This is a genomic window from Alteromonas sp. McT4-15 (assembly GCF_020515205.1).
Lineage (GTDB): Bacteria > Pseudomonadota > Gammaproteobacteria > Enterobacterales > Alteromonadaceae > Alteromonas.
Genome location: NZ_JAJALG010000002.1, coordinates 94861 through 112503 on the forward strand (window position 1 = coordinate 94861; position 17643 = coordinate 112503).

At 45.1% G+C, this 17643-nt stretch carries 12 protein-coding genes; 1 reads left to right on the forward strand and 11 read right to left on the reverse strand.

What is annotated here, in order from left to right; all coding sequences use genetic code 11:
* Positions 1 to 45: 45 nt before the first annotated feature.
* The 7 genes from LHL20_RS02255 to LHL20_RS02285 form a co-directional block, all read right to left on the reverse strand.
* Positions 46 to 792 (reverse strand): DUF481 domain-containing protein, encoded by a 747-nt coding sequence (locus LHL20_RS02255; protein WP_202262223.1) that lies wholly within the window; start codon positions 790 to 792, stop codon positions 46 to 48.
* 210 nt (positions 793 to 1002) lie between these two features.
* Complete coding sequence (locus tag LHL20_RS02260) at positions 1003 to 1806, reverse strand: DUF481 domain-containing protein (protein ID WP_226432094.1); 804 nt, start codon at positions 1804 to 1806, stop codon at positions 1003 to 1005.
* A 120-nt stretch (positions 1807 to 1926) separates the two neighbouring features.
* Entirely contained in the window at positions 1927 to 2751 is an 825-nt protein-coding gene (locus LHL20_RS02265) for an HDOD domain-containing protein (RefSeq protein WP_226432095.1), read from the reverse strand.
* A 90-nt stretch (positions 2752 to 2841) separates the two neighbouring features.
* Positions 2842 to 3120 (reverse strand): DUF1289 domain-containing protein, encoded by a 279-nt coding sequence (locus tag LHL20_RS02270; protein ID WP_159626867.1) that lies wholly within the window; start codon positions 3118 to 3120, stop codon positions 2842 to 2844.
* A gap of 153 nt (positions 3121 to 3273) precedes the next feature.
* The gene (locus tag LHL20_RS02275; protein WP_226432096.1) at positions 3274 to 3984 is read right to left on the reverse strand and encodes an SIMPL domain-containing protein; all 711 of its coding nucleotides are present in this window, start codon (positions 3982 to 3984) and stop codon (positions 3274 to 3276) included.
* A 167-nt stretch (positions 3985 to 4151) separates the two neighbouring features.
* Positions 4152 to 7274: an efflux RND transporter permease subunit gene (locus LHL20_RS02280; RefSeq protein WP_226432097.1), complete on the reverse strand. Its 3123-nt coding sequence runs from the start codon at positions 7272 to 7274 to the stop codon at positions 4152 to 4154.
* Positions 7274 to 8536, reverse strand: coding sequence for an efflux RND transporter periplasmic adaptor subunit (locus LHL20_RS02285; protein WP_226432098.1), 1263 nt, complete (start codon positions 8534 to 8536; stop codon positions 7274 to 7276). Before LHL20_RS02285 ends, LHL20_RS02280 begins: the two co-directional genes overlap by 1 nt.
* A 960-nt stretch (positions 8537 to 9496) precedes the next feature.
* On the opposite strand from LHL20_RS02285, the gene LHL20_RS02290 reads away from it, so the two are divergent.
* Entirely contained in the window at positions 9497 to 10579 is a 1083-nt protein-coding gene (locus LHL20_RS02290) for a LysR family transcriptional regulator (protein ID WP_226432099.1), read from the forward strand.
* 28 nt (positions 10580 to 10607) lie between these two features.
* On the opposite strand, the gene LHL20_RS02295 is transcribed toward LHL20_RS02290, so the two are convergent.
* From LHL20_RS02295 to aceE, 4 genes are all read right to left on the reverse strand, one after another.
* On the reverse strand, positions 10608 to 11048 hold the full coding sequence (locus tag LHL20_RS02295; RefSeq protein ID WP_226432100.1) for a hypothetical protein: 441 nt from the start codon (positions 11046 to 11048) through the stop codon (positions 10608 to 10610).
* A 227-nt stretch (positions 11049 to 11275) separates the two neighbouring features.
* Positions 11276 to 12697 (reverse strand): dihydrolipoyl dehydrogenase, encoded by a 1422-nt coding sequence (gene lpdA / locus LHL20_RS02300; RefSeq protein ID WP_159626855.1) that lies wholly within the window; start codon positions 12695 to 12697, stop codon positions 11276 to 11278.
* Positions 12698 to 12829: 132 nt separating this feature from the next.
* Entirely contained in the window at positions 12830 to 14827 is a 1998-nt protein-coding gene (gene aceF, locus LHL20_RS02305; protein ID WP_226432101.1) for a pyruvate dehydrogenase complex dihydrolipoyllysine-residue acetyltransferase, read from the reverse strand.
* Positions 14828 to 14848: 21 nt separating this feature from the next.
* Complete coding sequence (aceE, locus tag LHL20_RS02310; protein WP_226432102.1) at positions 14849 to 17524, reverse strand: pyruvate dehydrogenase (acetyl-transferring), homodimeric type; 2676 nt, start codon at positions 17522 to 17524, stop codon at positions 14849 to 14851.
* Positions 17525 to 17643: the final 119 nt, after the last annotated feature.

Consider the following 17643-nt stretch of genomic DNA (forward strand, 5'->3'; position numbering starts at 1 on the left):
GCAAATGCAGCGTTTTTTTATATCTAACAATTAGCCACTATTGGCTTAGAAGAAGTTGTATACCAAGCTAACCGCTGTTTCAGTATCAAGCTTCTCGACACCTTCTGCGACTTGCGAGTTGTGATCTAGCTTGAAAGATAAGCGCATTGAAAGGTTACCGCTAATTGTTGCAGTAAGCGCAGATTCTGCACGTGACTTCGTGTTCTCTTCACCCACTTCGGTACTGGCTGTTTGTGTGAACTTCGCCGTATCTGAAATTTTCCATGAGTAAATGGTTGAAGCACGAACGATGACACTGTTCTGACTTTCATCTTCCTGAGTTTCAACAAATGAATAACCCGGACCGATTGAGTATTCTAGCGTGTGCTTTTTAGTTTGAAGCACTTTTTGGTTCCAACCCGCTGCAATTGTTGACTGGTAATTAAAGTTACTAAAACGGTCATCTTCGTATGACGCAAACACGAATAATCGATTGTCAGGGTTTTCCAATTTGTAGTTACCCTGAGCAGATGCAAAGAACTTCTGCGCTGATGTTACATCTTCGTCTTCGCCATCATCACCTTCTACCGTTTCTTGGCGGTACAAACCTTCAATAGCATAGTCATTGCTCCAGTTTTCAAGCTCCTGACTTGCGGTAATACCTGCATTGATAGACGTAGTATCAGTGTTACCCGTTGTTGAGATAAAACCTAGCTCACCTTCCATTGTGAATGGTTTAACTTCGTCATCTTGAGCAAAAGCGGTTGAAGAAAGTGAAAGTGCGATTAAAGATGCAAGCGCGTGCTTTTTCATTGAACAATCCTATTGATTATCGTTCCATTTGTTACACACGAAACCTTTTGAACTGCAAGGCGGTGCAACGCGAATTTTAGTATTAAGGGCATAAAGGTCGCGCTAAGCGCGGCCTTATAAACATTGCTGCGAAGTGTACATTTCTCATTCTATCCGTCAATGACATCGCCATAAAAACTGCGAGCAATCAGACGAATTTACACTAATTAATTAAAAGAACTGATATACCAAGGCCACTGACGTTTCTGTACTAAGTGGTTCTACGTCTTCAGCGGTGTCTGTCTCATGGTTAAGAATAAAGGAAAGCTTCATGGCCAACGAGCCAAACACATTGGCAGAGAGCGAGGTTTCTGAGCGCGATTTGGTATTCTCTTCACCCGCTTCGGTACTCACAAATTGACGAAGCTTCGCTCCGCTACTCCAGCGATAACGATACTCTGCTGACGCACGCACAATGATACCGTCGTTCACCAAGTTATCATTGTCTTCCTCAGCTTGTATAAATGTGTAGCCCGGGCCAATACTGTAACGAAACTCACTATCTTCGTTACGCCACAGGCGCTGCGACCACCCCGCGGCCAAAGACGCACGGTGGTCGTAACCGGTAAACTTGTCGTCTTCATAGTCGCCGTACATGAACAGACGTCGCCCGTTTGCTACCAGCTTGTAGTCAAATTGGGCACTGGTATAAAACCGCTGAGCGCTCACCTCTCGGTTTGTTGTTGCTGTGCCCGACTCTTTGTAAAGCAGCTCAGCGAAATAAAGACTACTCCATTGCTGAGTTTCATGGTCAGCATTAACTGCGGCTTTTATACTCGCTGCGGACGTATTACCAGAGTTAAGCAGGACGCCTAATTCGCCGTCCAAAGAAAAACGCGGAATTTCATCGTCAGTATCTGGGGTAAAGTCAGCGTGATAAAGCGTTTGGATAAGGTCTTTGGCCTGAAGTGAAAAAACGGGGCAAAAACTAACTAAACACACTACTAAGCGCGGTATAAATTTTTTATTAAACATATTGAGATACACGTCGAGCTTCGTTTTATATTACGCCTATGTTGGCGCTTGCTTACGTCCATCCGCTGGAAGAGCATGCTAGCGGTTTGACGCTAGCATTATAATTCTGATTTTATTTGCTCACTGAATTAGAGATACCACTTTTGCAGTTTCAATTTCCGCGTACTCCGCAGATATTCTAACCAGTTCCATATCTAGACTTACTGTATTGGCTATCTCTGAAGTAAAAAGTTCAATATCACCATACATTTCTTGTTCTAACTGGCTAATTGTAATTTTATTTGCCAGCGCAAGGACACCAACATCGATATCAGAGGCTTGATGATCACCGTCGTTCATGTGCGTAACGGGCTGAGAAAGACCAAGGGGTAAGTTCCAATTTTGCAATATGATACCGCTGCAGTGTGCAAACGTAAAACCAAAATGCGCACGTTGCCCTTCATCTGGTAATCCATTGCTTTTACTGTCTAGGTAAGCGACATAGCGCTTCGGAGCACGCTTTGCCACCACTAACTCACTTAAGTTTTGCAGCATACCCATAACAAAAAAGCGATCTGCACCACGAATATTCAGTCGCATGGCAAGGCTCTTTGCCACCATGCCGCAATACACCGAAGAGTACCAATGTTTATCAATACTCACGTATTTGGTTTCGAAGTGTTTAAAGGCAGTACCTGCAGTTTCTGCAACAACAATATTGTAGAGCGCCTCTCCGCCAATCACATTGATTGCTTTTGAAACGGAATCTATCTGAGAGGGAAAACGAAAAAGTGAACTGTTAGCAAGGCGCAACACTTTAGCTGTTAAGGAAGGATCAACACCAATAAGGTTGCCTAAATCATCCGCGGTAGAGCGCGGATCATCTAGTACTGCGCGTAATCGCACACATATATCAGGTAGCGCAAAAGATTTCGCCGCAAATGCAACGTACTTTTCTATCGACATCTAATTACTCTCACTTAGGTTACTTGCCAATACAATGACATTATACATCTATCATTTGGTTGACCCTACCCTTAAACACGTATTACGTATTTATGGCTCACCGAATAAATTATACTGGGCTAGTTCATCAGTTGAACTTGATTCACCTTGTTTTCTGGCCCTTGCAAGTACCGCGCGTTTTCGTCTAGCACACGCACTGATTATTTGGCGTTTGGTAGCATCGTCCACCTTAAGCCAATACAGGCGCTCGTCTCGACTTCGAAAGCAACCTTTACAAAACCCTCTCGGCCCAGACTCACATACACCAATACAGGGACTAGGAATTTCAAAAAATTCCAGCTGCTGAGACTGTGGTGATTGTTCTGACATGCGACACACTCGTTTATCGATACGCGAAATACAGGGTTACCAAGCTTCCACTGAGTGATAGCTTCATTGCAATGCCCGTCAAACAACAATAAACAGTACCTAAATGAAGGCACTGTTTACGTGTTGGTTTTTAATAGCATAGCACGCCTAGCGCTAATCGATGAGCGTATAGTCAATGGTTGAGACTACTCTTACCTTTTTGATATGAGGGTGATGGCTATCTCGGCTACTGATAGTAAACCGCCCCTGATTCGCCCGCTTGATTTTTCCTAACGTACTTTGCGAGTCTTTTGCGAATTTCTCAGCGACCTCTCGAGCATTGAGTGTTGCCTCTTCAATCATTTCCGGTTTAACTTCGTTTAAACGCGTAAATACATAGTCTGGTTGGGCGCGATAACTTTGATCAGATAACACAATTCCCGTTTTGATCAATTCTCCAATTTGTTGCATCAACAGTCTGACTTTTTCCACGTCTTCAGAAAATACCGTGACGGTCTGAATAGCACTGTAACGAAATGGCACTCTGTCAGAACCGCCGTATTGTTGTGCTAGCTTGTCGGTGATTTCTGGCTTCCCAATGGTGATGCTTTCGCTTGAGATTCCCTTGGTTTGTAAAAACTGTGATACCTTGGCACTGTTCTTTTCGATTTGATCGTACAGTAGAGGTAAGTCGTTACCCGCATCAACAAACTGAATGGGCCAAATTACCTGATCGGCAATGTATTCTTTTTCAGAAAGGCCTTTAACAGTGACGACTCTGTCCCACGTCTGCATATCATTCATCGCGCCTGATACCTGAAGACCAAGTACGCTTAACGCGACAATCATTCCTATTGCAATAATACTTGCTGCACCTACTTTCACGATTAACTCCCTAATACATTTAATACTTATCCAAGTTTAATCAACAATAGCACCCTTTTTATTGTGTAAATAAGGCTAGTTGAGGCGAATTAAGGCAAAAAAAAGGCCACTCAAGTGAGTGGCCTAAAGAGCCCCTTAAGAGGGCAACGCTTGGGTAGACGGGAGAGTTAACCGTTGCGCTTTAGCAAATAGTAAAAGACTGGGGTCAGGATTAACCCGAAGAAGGTTACGCCTATCATGCCTGAGAATACTGCTACCCCCATCGCCTGACGCATTTCAGCGCCTGCGCCAGTAGAGATAACCATTGGCAATACGCCCATGATGAATGCTATTGAAGTCATCAAAATAGGACGTAAACGTAAACGGCTCGCTTCTTTAATAGCAGACAGCGCATCCATACCCTTGTCTTGCAGCTCTTTAGCAAACTCGACAATAAGAATGGCGTTCTTAGTGGCAAGGCCGACCAGTACAATCAATCCAATTTGAGTGAAGATGTTGTTATCACCACCGTAAACTTGCACACCTATTAACGCGCTCAGCAATGTCATTGGTACAATCAAAATGATAGCCAATGGCAGACGCAAGCTTTCATATTGTGCTGCAAGCACAAGGAACACCAACAACACCACGAGTGGGAATACGAAGGCTGATGCGTTACCTGCAAGAATTTGCTGATACGTTAATTCAGTCCACTCGTAAGTCATGCCTAATGGCAGTGTTTCCGCCAAAATTTCTTCAATAGCGGCTTTCGCTTGGTCAGATGAATAACCCGGCGCCGGCGCACCATTGATTTCTGCCGTGATATAGCCGTTATAGTGCATAACACGGTCTGGACCTGCGCTGTGCTCGATATTTAAAAATGAACCTAGGGGAATCATTTCACCTTGTGCATTTCTGATTTTAAATTGCGTAATATCTTCAATATCTTGACGATACTGCGCATCGGCCTGCACATTCACTTGGTACGTGCGACCAAACAAATTGAAATCATTAACATACAGTGAGCCCAAGTAAGCCTGCATAGTGGTGAACAAGGTATCGATATTCACGCCTTGGCTTACGGCCTTTTCACGGTCTACATCTACGTCAAGTTGAGGTACAGCAACCGTAAAGCTGGTGAAAGCATCGGTAAGCGCAGGATGTGCCCATGCTTTGCCAATCACTTCTTGTGTGACGCGCTCTAGCTCTTCAAAACCAAGATTGCCTCTGTCTTCCACCTGCAAACGGAACCCGCCAATTGTCCCTAACCCCATTACTGGTGGTGGTGGGAAGATAGCCACAAATGCACCTTTAATAGAGCCAAAGTTTTGGTTTAGCTGAGCAGCAATGGCGCCACCCGATAATTCAGGACTTGTACGCTTGTCAAAGTCGGTCAAGGTAGCGAATAAAACACCTGAACTTGGGCTATTGGTGAAGCCGTTAATGTTTAGCCCCGGAAATGCAATGGCATCTTCAACGCCAGGGTGTTCCATGGCAATACGTGACATCTCTCGAATAACTTCTTCAGTTCTATCTAAGCTGGCGGCATTAGGTAGCTGAGCAAACGCGACCAGGTACTGCTTGTCTTGTGGCGGTACATAACCAGTGGGTGTATTGGCGAACTGGAAATAAGTTAGGCCAAGCAACCCAGCGTAAAGCACCATAATGACGCTGCTTTTACGGATAAGACCGCCCACAGCACCAGTGTACTTCTTAGAACCTCGGTCAAAGAAACGGTTAAAAGGCGCGAATATGAAACGACCAAACACTTTATCCATTACTCGGGTAAGCCAGTCGTTAGCTTGACCGTGAGGCTTCAGCAATAGTGCAGACAAGGCAGGGCTAAGCGTTAACGAGTTAATTGCTGAGATTACCGTTGAAATAGTGATAGTCAGTGCAAACTGCTTATAGAACTGCCCCGTTAAGCCACTCATAAAGGCGGTCGGTACAAACACTGCAGCAAGTACAAGTGTTGTCGCAATAATAGGCCCAGTTACCTCTTTCATTGCCTGTACCGTGGCATCAAATGGGGTTTTGCCTTCAGAAATATTACGCTCGACGTTCTCAACAACTACAATGGCGTCATCAACAACAATACCGATGGCGAGTACTAAGCCAAACAATGACAAGGCGTTAAGTGAGAAGCCCATCAACTGCATAAATGCAAAGGTACCCACCAACGAAATTGGAACTGCAACCAATGGAATTATAGATGCACGCCATGTTTGAAGGAAAAGTACTACCACAAGAACAACAAGCAATACCGCTTCAAGTAATGTGCTAATTACTGCTTCAATTGAGCCACGCACAAACACGGTAGGATCGTAAGCAATTTCGTATTCTAGGCCTTCTGGGAATAACTGTGATAACTCAGCCATACGCGAACGCACATCGTCTGAAATTTGAATAGCATTTGAACCTGGCGCTTGGAAAATAGGTAAAGCCGCTGCCGGGTTATTGTTAATCAATGAACGAAGTGAATAAAACTCTGAACCTAGTTCAATACGAGCTACATCTTTAAGGCGCGTAATCTCGCCATTGTCACCGGTTTTAACGATGATATTTTCAAATTCAGATTCGTCTTTAAGGCGACCGCGTACGTTAATTAGAAGCTGAAATTCGCTAGTACCCGTTGGCTGTGCACCAAGGCTGCCCGCAGCCGCTTGCTGGTTTTGATCGGCAATTGCCGCTACTACATCGCCAGGGTTCATTTGCAACGCTGCAAGTTTGTTAGGGTCTAGCCACACACGCATGCTGAACTCGCCAGCACCAAACAGGCGTACTTGCCCTACCCCGTCAATGCGTGCCAGCTCGTCTTTTACAAACTGATCGGCATAGTTCGACAGATAAAGCATGTCGTAGCGGTTATCTGGCGAGGTTAGGTGAACCACCATGGTAAGGTCAGGCGATGACTTTTCAGTAACCACACCTAAACGCTGCACTTCTTGTGGCAAACGTGGAGTAGCACGATTCACACGGTTTTGGACCAGCGTGGTAGCTTCATCCGGGTCTGTATCGATAGCAAACGTGATAGTTAATGTCATGCGGCCATCGCTGGTTGCTTGTGAAGACATGTACAACATGTTTTCAACGCCGTTAATTTCTTGCTCAAGTGGTGTCGCGACGGTTTCGGCTATTACCTCTGGGTTTGCGCCCGGATAGTTGGCTGTTACCACTACCGTTGGCGGAACAACTTCTGGATATTCTGTAATGGGCAGCTGCCATACTGCAATGGCACCGCCAATAAAAATGAGTAGTGATAGCACGCCCGCAAAAATCGGGCGGCTAATAAAGAATTGCGAGATGTTCATTACTTAAGACCTACTGTTACAGTGCTAGATACCACTGAACCACCAGACAGTACGTCCTCGTAATGCGCCATGTTGGTTACTTCTGTTACGTTATCTACCTGAGACTGCCAATCCTGCAAGCTCGCAAGTGCATCTTGGTCACCCATAGGTACTTCGTTCGCCGACACTGGCGCCCCTGGACGTACGCGTTGTAATCCGTCTACTACTATGGTGTCGCTAGCGGCAAGCCCACTTTTGATAATGCGCATGCTGCCAACTTTGTCACCCAGTGTAACCGCACGGTATTCCACTTTGTTTTCTTCATTTACCACAAGCACATACTTGTTATTCAAGTCGGTACCAATGGCCTTTTCTTTAATAAGGATGCCCTGCTCGTCTGTACTTCCAGCGAGTTTAAGGTGGGCAAACAAACCAGGGATCAAGCGACCTTTTTCGTTATTGAACACCGCGCGAACGCGTAAAGTACCTGTACTGCCATTCACTTGGTTATCGATAAAGTCAATTTGGCCCCAATGCTGATAATCAGACTCATTGGCTAAGCGCAGCGCAACTGGCTTGTCGTTTACAGACGTGGCATTGCTACTTGATACATAATTAAGGTAGGTTTGCTCGTCGATGTCAAAGTATGCATATAGACGGTCTGTTGACACGATACGAGTAAGTTCCGTTTGACCCGCCGTTACAAAATTACCTTCAGTAATATTAGCGCGAGAAATGCGGCCTGAGATAGGTGCCTCAACGCGTGCAAAACCTCGGTTTAAGCGCGCTACTTCAAGAGCGGCTTGAGTTTGATTAAGGCTAGCTAGCGCTTGGTTTTTTTCTGCTAAACGGGCATCAAGCACTTCTTCAGATACAGCTTGCGTCTTACGCAGTTTGTAGGCGCGTTTATAGTTCTGCTCGGCAAGCTCTAGTCGACTTTTCGATTCTTCAAGCTGTGCAGTCAAGCGAGCGACTTCTGCTTTAAAAGTGCGATTATCAATAAGGAACAGTGTTTGCCCTTGCTCAACATATTCGCCTTCTTTAAATGCGACAAAATCGATGTAACCTGAAACACGAGGACGAAGCGCTACAATTTGTGGCGATTCCAAGCGACCAGTGAAATTGTCCCATTCGGTAAGACGTTGCGTGACAACTGCTGCTACATCCACAGGTACGCCAGCATTTGCCTGCATAGATTGACTAGGATCCTGCTCGTCACCACCGCATGCAGCGACTAGCGCAGTAAGGCTTAAAACAGCCAATAAACGGGTAAAAGTTTTCATTGCAAGATTCTCTCTTAAATTCGACTAAAGTTTGATGGAATGCATTATGGACCACGCCAAACAATAAAAATAATTATCTTTTTATATGCAACACATCACACAATGTTATATATTGAGAATCTAGTGAACAAAGTTTGAACGTATAAAAGGTGGTTTCACCTTTATCACGCAAATAACTGCTTAGAAAGCGAGAACTTATGAAATTAGCGGGCTGCAGCGGCGCAGTGTAACACTGTCACTCATCGCATTCATTTGGAAAATAAATGCATTTAGCTATAACCTATAACTAAACTATGTCATTGCTATGACATCGATATATTTTTCGAAAACTGAAAAGTAAATGTGTGTACCGAAGTACGGTTCACCAAAATTAAGGCGGAACTTTTTGGCCTGTGGATTCAAAGCGAGATGACACACGTTGTCAATGCGAAGTAATTCGCTTGCACCTTTTGGTACATAAAAAGCAACTGACGCTTTTTGCGATAGTCGAGGGGCAAAGAGGTAAAAGCGCGGAGTAACTTCACCTTACTTCAGGCGAATTAAAAAGGCCTGTAGATACAAAGCGAGATGACACACGTTGTCAATGCGAAGTAGTTCACTTGTACCTTCGGGTACATAAAAAGCAATTGACGCTTTTTGCGATAGTCGAGAAACAAAGAGGTGAAAGCGCGGAGTAACTTCACCTTACTTCAGGCGAAATAACAAGGCCTGTAGATACAAAGCGAGACGACACACGTTGTCAATGCGAAGTAGTTCACTTGTACCTTTGGGTACATAAAAAACAATTGACGCTTTTTGCGATAGTCGAGAGACAAAGAGGTGGAAGCGCGGAGTAAACCCTCTACCGCAAGGATGCGGTAGCGGAGCCCCCAAGGATGGGTTTACGGCGCGTTTACGCAGCGCTTCCTCCTTTTTGGCTAAATGATTATCGCAAGAAGCGTCTAAAGACCGGAGACGATTATGCGTCCACATGACTTAAACTTACTAATGATATTCGATGCGATAATGACAGAAGGTGCTATTACCCGCGCCGCAGATAGGCTGTCAATGACTCAGCCGGCAGTATCAAATGCCCTGTCACGTATGCGAACTGCATGGAAAGACGAATTATTTGTTAAAGACGGACGCGGTATTCAACCCACTTCATTTGCCAAAAACTTATGGAGCCAAATTCAAGGCCCGTTGGGTGAACTTGAAGTTGCGGTAAACCCGACAGACTTCAACCCTGCAACGGCCAAGCGTACATTTAGAATTGCCGCGACAGACAGTATTGTTTCTATGGTGTGGGGACCACTTCGCCAAGTTATCGAAAACGAAGCGCCAGGTATCAATATTCACGCTATTCCTAATTACGACATGGAAACGGACAAAATACTTAAAGACGCAGAAGCTGAGCTAACGTTTTCCAAATACCAAGAGCCAGATTCAGTTATACGCGCCGAACATGTACTTGATCCCAGCTGGGTTGTGGTTATGCGCCCAGATCACCCATTGGCGAAAAGTCAGCTTACGTTAGAAGAGTTTGTGGCCGCTGATCATCTATTGGTTTCTGTGACAGGCGATGTGACAGGCCCTACCGATCAAGTATTGGCTAACTTAGGGTTAAAACGCCGCGTAGCTATGTCGGTTAATCAGTTTTACAACGCAACGCCTCTGCTAAAAGAAAGTAACCTCATTTGTGTTGCACCATCACTTGTAATGGAGCGAGAGATATTTTCTGGTGAACTTGCGGTTTTTGAAACGCCAATTGAAATTGTAAGTTCACCACTGTCTGTTATGTGGCACAAGCGTCAAGACCAAGATGCAGGATTACAATGGCTTCGAGGTTTGGTAGTAAAATTTATACGCGAATGGGTACAGCGTCACGAAATGTTGCTGTCTCAATGTTGCCGTAAAGCGTATTGCGAAAAAACCGTTAAGCGCTTTATGGAGCAGCGTAATATGGACTGCAACGAATTCACGCCAGCGCATCTTAAAACGCAAGAGTTTGACACTGAAGAAGTTGCAGCCAACCAAAAAATTAAAGAAAAAGTGATTGCTTAAACATGCAATAACAAAACAAGTAACAGGGTTAGTTGGCTTTACATCCCAGTGAAGAAAGCCAATCTAGCCCTTCCTGCTCACTACTACAGAACAAGTACTTTATTCCCGCCTGCTGGAATACCCGCTCAAACTGCCTAACCACTAAGGCTGGCACTTTTGCCCTTTCTGCAATTACCACACTTGCAAGCATGCCAAGTTCCATACGGCGCTTTATAGACACTACAAGCCACTCTTCCGCTTCTGGTGTTAATACACCGGTCCCAAAAATTGAGCCGATGAAGCCCCATTGCGCACCATCAAGATTCCCTGTCAGCATGAGAACATCGTCGTGATATTGCTGCAGCATTTTTTGCGTTGCAATACCTTTCAATTCTGCCTTTATAACGCAGCCGTTGAGTTCAATGGCATATTCACCGTGTTTAGAAAATGAAGCCGGAGATGACAAACGAGATGGTGGAGTACTTTGCATTAAAACCTTTTATGTATGTTGAGTATAAAATGGGATAACTTAAGAGGCGCGTATTTTAATTAATCGTTCAATAACGTAAATCACCCTTTAGTATAAAAAACCAACAAATAAGAAATTTTTTATGTTAGAACTTAAGCGAAAGAAAGGAAAAGCACAGAGCTGTAAAAATGCAAGATACAAAAAACCCGCTCGTTGAGCGGGTTTTCATTAATTAGCGAAAAAGACGTTTACTTCTTTTTCTTCGCTTTCGGATTTGGCAAGTCTGTAATGCTTCCTTCGAAGATTTCAGACGCAAGACCGATAGATTCGTTCAGCGTTGGGTGAGCGTGGATAGTTAATGCTACATCTTCAGCATCCGCCCCCATTTCAATGGCTAGGCCAATCTCACCAAGCATTTCACCCGCGTTGGTACCTACCATTGCACCACCGATAACGCGACCCGTGTCTTTGTCGAAGATCATCTTGGTCATACCGTTAGTTGCATCAGATGCAATTGCACGACCAGAGGCTGCCCATGGGAATACCGCTGTTTCGTAGCTTACGCCCTGCTCTTTCGCTTCTTTCTCAGTTAAACCAACCCAAGCTACTTCTGGCTCAGTGTATGCAACTGAAGGAATTGCACGTGGGTCGAAGTAGTGCTTCTGTCCAGCAATAACTTCTGCTGCAACGTGACCTTCGTGAACCGCTTTGTGCGCAAGCATAGGCTGACCTACAAGGTCACCGATTGCGAAGATGTGGTCAACGTTAGTACGCATTTGCTTATCAACATTAATAAAGCCGCGATCGTCAACATTAACGCCAGCAGCTTCTGCGCCCACTAATTTACCGTTAGGCTTACGACCAACAGCAACAAGTACTTTGTCATAACGTACTGGCTCAGCAGGTGCGTTCTTGCCTTCAAATGTTACGTATAGACCGTCATCTTTTGCTTCAACTGCAGTAACTTTCGTTTCTAGCATGATGTTGAATTTTTCTTTGTAGTCCTTCATGAATACTTTCATGATGTCTTTGTCAGCTGCTGGAATAAGCTGGTCTAAGAATTCAACTACATCAATGTTTGAGCCAAGCGCTTCGTATACTGTACCCATTTCTAGACCGATGATACCACCGCCTAGTACTAGCATTTTCTCTGGAATGTCTTTCATTTCCAGTGCGCCAGTTGAGTCAATTACGCGCTCATCTTCTGGGATGAACGGCAGGCTTACAGGCTCAGAACCCGCAGCAATAATCGCTTTTTCAAAAGTAATAGTAGTAACGTCGTCACCATTTTTTACTTCAAGGGTGTTTGCGCCTGTAAATTTACCAAAGCCTTGCACGTGCTTGGTTTTACGCATTTTAGACATGCCGCCAAGACCGTTAGTTAATTGCTTAACAACGCTATCTTTATAATCGCGGATTTTGTCTAGATCGATGGTTGGCTCGCCAAACGTTACACCGTGGCTTGCAAGGTGCTTCGCTTCTTTCATCACTTTCGCTACGTGAAGAAGGGCTTTTGAAGGGATACAGCCAACATTAAGACAAACGCCACCAAGTGTGTCACGAGAGTCTACGATAACTGTTTCAATACCTAAGTCAGCCGCACGGAATGCTGCTGAATAACCGCCAGGGCCGCCGCCCAGTACCACCAATTGCGTTTTAATTTCGCTCATTGTGAACCTCAATCCTGTTCTTGTAGGGTCATGCTATTACTTTTGTGCAATAGCATAACCTAAATGCCACCAAATGGGCTTATAAAATCGTCGAAAATGTTACTGATATTGTAAACTTTTTCGACCTTTTATTTAAAGTATGATTCTGCGCAAATCAGTAAGGTTTGCAGCAACCTCAGTAGAGAATCTCGCACCTACTGCACCATCGATTACTCGGTGGTCGTATGACAGGCTCAGCGGCACCATCAAACGCGGCTCGAATTCTTTACCATTCCACTTTGGCTTCATCTCAGACTTCGATACACCTAATATGGCGACTTCTGGCGCGTTTACAATAGGCGTAAACGCCGTACCGCCAATACCGCCTAGGCTAGAGATAGTAAAAGTACCACCTTGCATGTCAGCCGCTTTAAGCTTACCTTCTCGCGCTTTCTGAGAGGTCTCGATAAGCTCACGTGATAGCTGCTCAATACCTTTCTTATTCACGTCACGAATAACCGGAACAACTAGGCCACCTGGCGTTTCTACCGCGATACCGATATTGATAAACTTCTTGATGATCAAGCTTTCGCCGTCATCAGACAATGAAGAATTAAATACCTCGTATTTTTCAAGCGCTTTCGCTACTGCTTTCATTACGAAAACAAGTGGCGTGATCTTAAGACCAGACTTAATTTTCGCGTGATAGGCGTTTTGCTCTTTGCGGAAGTCTTCCACTTCTGTGATATCGGCTTCGTCGAACTGCGTAACGTGCGGAATAGTTGCCCAGTTACGGTGTAGGAATGGACCAGAAATCTTTTGAATACGCGATAGCGGCTGTTCTTCAATTTCACCGAACTTGCTGTGATCAACAGGTTTAACTGGCACAATTTGAAGCACATTGTCGCCCACCGTCGCATTACCCGATGCTGCGGCTGTACGAGGCTTAGCAAGCTCAGCTTTCACATAGGCTTGAATGTCTTCTTTCAAGATACGATTCTTAGGACCAGAGCCATTCACTAAGGTTAGGTCTACACCAAATTCACGTGCAATACGGCGAACCGAAGGCGACGCATGGGCTTTACCGTTACCTTTCGGTGCGGGCTCTGCTGGCACTGGAGAACGATTAGCCGATTCCTGTTTAGGCGCTTCTTTCTTCGGTTCTTCTTTCTTTGCTGCAGGCTTTTCAGCTGCTGGCTCAGATGCTTGAGACGATGCGCCGCCGCTAGTTTCAAGCTTAACCACTACCGTGCCTTGCTTAACTTTATCGCCTGTTTTAATAAAGACTTCTTTGATAGTACCCGCATGCGTTGAAGGTACATCCATTGTCGCTTTATCAGTTTCAAGCGTAATTAGACCGTCTTCTTTCTCAACAGTATCGCCTACCGATACCAGTACATCGATAACGTCTACTTCGCCATCTTCGCCAATATCAGGTACCGCAACTTCAATAGTTTCGCTGCTTGACGACGCCGCGGGTTCCGACGCTTGCTTTTCACTTTCTTGGGCAGCCGGAGCAGGCGCATCAGAAGATTCACTTGAAGTGGAGCCTGAGCCTGCAACTTCAAGCTTGATGACAACCGTGCCTTCTTTCACCTTATCACCGGTGCTAATGAATACTTCTTTCACCGTACCTGAGTGCGTTGAAGGAACATCCATTGTGGCCTTATCGGTTTCAAGGGTAATAAGACCATCTTCTTTTTCGATGGTATCGCCTACAGAAACCAATACGTCGATAACGTCAACTTCGTCTTCAGAACCGATATCGGGTACAGCAACTTCAATGACTTCGCTACTACCAGACGCAGCAGGTGCTGCCTCTGATTTGCTTTCTTCTTTTGGTGTTTCTTCTTGCTTTGGCGCTTCTTCTTTTGAATCGTCTGAAGATGCTTCTTCAGATGCTTCAGAACCACCAGCAACCTTCATTTCACCAATTACATCGCCTTCTTTAATTTTATCGCCTACCGATACTGACAAGCTTACAATTTCACCTTCAAACGGTGCAGGGATGTCCATTGACGCTTTATCACTTTCAACAGTAACAACGCCTTCATCTGCCTCAATGTTGTCGCCTACGGCAACACATAGCTCGATAACTTCAACTTCGTCACCGCCTACGTCGGGCACGATAATCTTTTGAATATCTGACATATGTAAAATACCTTATCTGGCTTACGCGTAAAGCGGGTTAAGTTTTTCAGTGTTAATATCGAAACGCTTAATGGCTTCTGCTACCACTTTCTTCTCAACGTCGCCGCGCTGAGCCAGTTCATAAAGTGATGCAACCACAATGTACGACGCATTTACTTCAAAGTGTGTACGCAAGTTTTCACGGCTGTCGCTTCGACCGAAACCGTCTGTACCTAGACAGCGATATTCAGTATCAATGAACGCACGTACTTGGTCAGAGTAGTTCTTAACATAGTCAGTAGCTGAAATAGCAGGACCTGCGTCTTTGGTAATAACCTGACCAATGTAAGGTACTTTCTGCTCAGCTTCTGGGTTAAGCATGTTCCAGCGCGCTACGTCTTGACCTTCACGAGCTAGCTCGTTGAACGAGGTCACTGAGTACACGTCAGAAGATACGTTGTAATCGTCACACAGGATTTGTGCTGCTTTACGTACTTCGTTCAAGATAGTACCAGAACCCATTAGCTGTACGTTAAGCTTAGACTTGTCGTTTTCAACACGCTCTAGCTTGTAAATACCTTTAATGATCTGCTCAGCAACATCATCACCTTCTGGCATTTCTGGGTGATGATAGTTTTCGTTCATCAACGTTAGGTAGTAGAAGATGTTTTCGTTATTACCGTACATGCGACGCAAGCCGTCTTGAATAATAACGGCTACTTCATAACCGTATGTTGGGTCGTAAGTAACACAGTTAGGAATAAGGTTAGCCTGAACATGTGAGTGACCATCTTGGTGCTGTAGACCTTCACCGTTTAGTGTAGTTCTACCTGCTGTTGCGCCTAATAGGAAACCACGTGCTTGGCTATCACCTGCTGCCCATGCTAAGTCGCCAACACGTTGGAAACCAAACATAGAGTAGTAAATATAGAACGGAATAGTTGTTGCGTTACACGTTGAGTAAGACGTACCTGACGCTACCCACGATGCCATTGCACCTAGTTCATTGATACCTTCTTGCAGTACCTGACCTTTCTTATCTTCGCGATAGTAAGCGACTTGGTCGGCATCTTGAGGTACGTATTTTTGGCCTTCGTTTGCGTAAATACCTACCTGACGGAACAAGCCTTCCATCCCGAAGGTACGCGCTTCATCAGGAATAATTGGTACAATGCGCTTGCCAATTTTCTTATCTTTCAACAACGCGTTAAGTACACGTACAAATGTCATGGTTGATGAAACTTGACGGTCGCCAGAACCTTTTAAGATAGCGTCAAACGCGCTCAGTTCTGGAATTTCAAGCTGCTCTTCGGCTTGCTCACGACGCGCAGGTAAATAACCACCTAGTGCTTCACGACGTGCACGAAGGTACTTCATTTCTTCGCTGTCTTCGTCGAACTTGAAGTAAGGCAAGTCGGCAATTTTGTCGTCTGCTACTGGAATGTTGAAACGGTCGCGGAACTGTTTGATTGAATCCACATCCATTTTCTTCACGTTGTGCGCTACGTTTTGTGCTTCACCTGAACGGCCAAGACCAAAGCCTTTAACCGTTTTCGCAAGAATCACTGTTGGACGGCCTTTCGTATCAATGGCTTTTTGATAAGCTGCAAATACTTTAACTGGGTCGTGGCCACCACGGTTCAAGCGCCAGATGTCATCGTCAGACATATTCGCTACAAGTGCCGCCGTTTCAGGGTACTTGTTAAAGAAGTTTTCACGGGTGTACTTGCCGCCTTTGGCTTTACAGTTTTGGTATTCACCGTCTACGGTTTCACCCATAAGCTGGATAAGCTTGCCAGATTTATCGCGCGCAAGAAGCTCATCCCAGTAGCTACCCCAAATCACTTTCACTACTTCCCAGCCTGCGCCGCGGAATGTACCTTCAAGTTCTTGGATTATTTTGCCGTTACCACGTACCGGGCCGTCTAGGCGCTGAAGGTTACAGTTGATAACAAACGTTAGATTGTCTAGGCCTTCGCGAGACGCAAGACCAATTGCACCCAAGCTTTCTGGCTCATCACACTCACCGTCACCCATGTAGCAGTAAACGCGCTGGCCTGAACAATCTTTAATACCGCGGTTAGTGAGGTATTTAAGGAATCGCGCTGTGTAAATTGCTTGAAGTGGACCAAGACCCATCGATACAGTTGGGAACTGCCAGTAGTCTTTCATCAAATGCGGGTGCGGGTAAGAAGACAAACCGTCGCCTGCACATTCCTGACGGAAGTTGTTTAACTGTTCTTCAGTTAAGTTACCTTCCATGTACGAGCGCGCGTAGATACCCGGTGCAATGTGACCTTGAGCAAAAATAAAGTCACCGCCTTGATTTTCATTTGGCGCTTTAAAGAAATGGTTAAAGCCCACATCATAAAGCATTGCAGATGACGCGAAGCTACCAATATGGCCACCAAGCTCTAGTTCTTTTTTCGATGCACGCAATACAATCATCAATGCGTTCCAGCGAATTGCCGCACGGATACGCGCTTCAATGGTTAAATCGCCCGGCATTTTTGGCTCTTGCGCCGCAGGAATGGTATTGATGTAGGCAGTGGTAGCGTCATAAGGCAAATGCGCGCCGCTGCGACGAGCTTTATCAATAAGCTTTTCGAGTAAGTAATGTGCGCGTTCTACGCCTTCCTCTTCTAAAACCGACTCAAGCGCGTCAATCCACTCTTTCGTTTCTTGTGGATCCACATCTTGGTGCATCATATCAGTCATGGTGCCATCCTATTTTTTGCTTATATAGAAAATCCTCCTCAAGCCTTGTTCTTGTCAAAAAGAACGCTAAAAGAAGGAAAACTAAATTACGTTGTACTCACAGTGACCCTATCTGGCTC

What these genes read in the sequence shown, in the direction of transcription:
- LHL20_RS02290 (WP_226432099.1), top strand. Translation starts at nt 9,497, where the DNA reads ATGCGTCCACATGACTTAAACTTACTAATGATATTCGATGCGATAATG.
- aceE (WP_226432102.1), bottom strand. Translation starts at nt 17,524, where the DNA reads ATGACTGATATGATGCACCAAGATGTGGATCCACAAGAAACGAAAGAG.
- LHL20_RS02270 (WP_159626867.1), bottom strand. Translation starts at nt 3,120, where the DNA reads ATGTCAGAACAATCACCACAGTCTCAGCAGCTGGAATTTTTTGAAATT.
- LHL20_RS02255 (WP_202262223.1), bottom strand. Translation starts at nt 792, where the DNA reads ATGAAAAAGCACGCGCTTGCATCTTTAATCGCACTTTCACTTTCTTCA.
- LHL20_RS02280 (WP_226432097.1), bottom strand. Translation starts at nt 7,274, where the DNA reads ATGAACATCTCGCAATTCTTTATTAGCCGCCCGATTTTTGCGGGCGTG.
- lpdA (WP_159626855.1), bottom strand. Translation starts at nt 12,697, where the DNA reads ATGAGCGAAATTAAAACGCAATTGGTGGTACTGGGCGGCGGCCCTGGC.
- LHL20_RS02285 (WP_226432098.1), bottom strand. Translation starts at nt 8,536, where the DNA reads ATGAAAACTTTTACCCGTTTATTGGCTGTTTTAAGCCTTACTGCGCTA.
- LHL20_RS02260 (WP_226432094.1), bottom strand. Translation starts at nt 1,806, where the DNA reads ATGTTTAATAAAAAATTTATACCGCGCTTAGTAGTGTGTTTAGTTAGT.
- LHL20_RS02295 (WP_226432100.1), bottom strand. Translation starts at nt 11,048, where the DNA reads ATGCAAAGTACTCCACCATCTCGTTTGTCATCTCCGGCTTCATTTTCT.
- aceF (WP_226432101.1), bottom strand. Translation starts at nt 14,827, where the DNA reads ATGTCAGATATTCAAAAGATTATCGTGCCCGACGTAGGCGGTGACGAA.
- LHL20_RS02265 (WP_226432095.1), bottom strand. Translation starts at nt 2,751, where the DNA reads ATGTCGATAGAAAAGTACGTTGCATTTGCGGCGAAATCTTTTGCGCTA.